Raw genomic sequence first — 608 nt, 5'->3', positions numbered from 1 at the left:
ACGCGCAGGAGCAACTCGGCGACCTCGTTTTCGTCGAACTGCCCGAAAAGGGCCGGACCATCGCCAAGGGCGACACGGTCGTCGTCGTCGAATCGGTGAAGGCGGCGTCCGATGTCTACGCGCCGCTCGCCGGCGAGGTGACGGAGGTCAATGACGGGCTCTTGGACAATCCCGGCCTCGTCAACTCGGCTGCCGAAAAGGATGGCTGGTTGTGGAAGATGAAACTCGCCGACAAGGCCGCGCTCGACGGCCTGATGGACCGCGCCGCCTATGACGCGACGACGGCCTGACGGAGAGCGACCGATGAGCACCAGCTTTGCCAATCGCCATATCGGCCCCGGCCCCGCCGACCAGCGCGACATGCTGAAGACACTTGGCGTCACCTCCATCGACACGCTGATCAGTCAGGCCGTGCCGAATTCCATCCGGCTGGAGGCGCCGCTCGACCTGCCGGCGCCGGCCAGCGAGCAGGAAGCGCTCGCCGAGCTTTCCGGCATGATGGACAGGAACGTCGTCGCCAGGAGCTTCATCGGCGCGGGCTACCACGGAACGCATGTGCCGCCGGTCATCCAGCGCAATCTGTTCGAGAACCCGGCCTGGTATACGGC

The 608-nt window shown here is 65.8% G+C and carries 1 protein-coding gene and 1 pseudogene; both read left to right on the top strand.

Features of this window, described 5'->3' with window-relative positions; all coding sequences use genetic code 11:
• Positions 1 to 290 (top strand): glycine cleavage system H protein (locus tag ACT6UX_RS30435; RefSeq protein ID WP_444778865.1); only part of this gene is annotated, 290 nt, incomplete at its 5' end.
• Positions 291 to 303: 13 nt separating this feature from the next.
• A pseudogene (locus tag ACT6UX_RS30430) lies at positions 304 to 608 on the top strand (glycine dehydrogenase (aminomethyl-transferring)); the annotation flags it as partial.

This window comes from Reyranella sp., from assembly GCF_052439685.1.
Classification (GTDB): domain Bacteria; phylum Pseudomonadota; class Alphaproteobacteria; order Reyranellales; family Reyranellaceae; genus Reyranella.
This window is presented reverse-complemented; position numbering and strand designations above follow the sequence as displayed.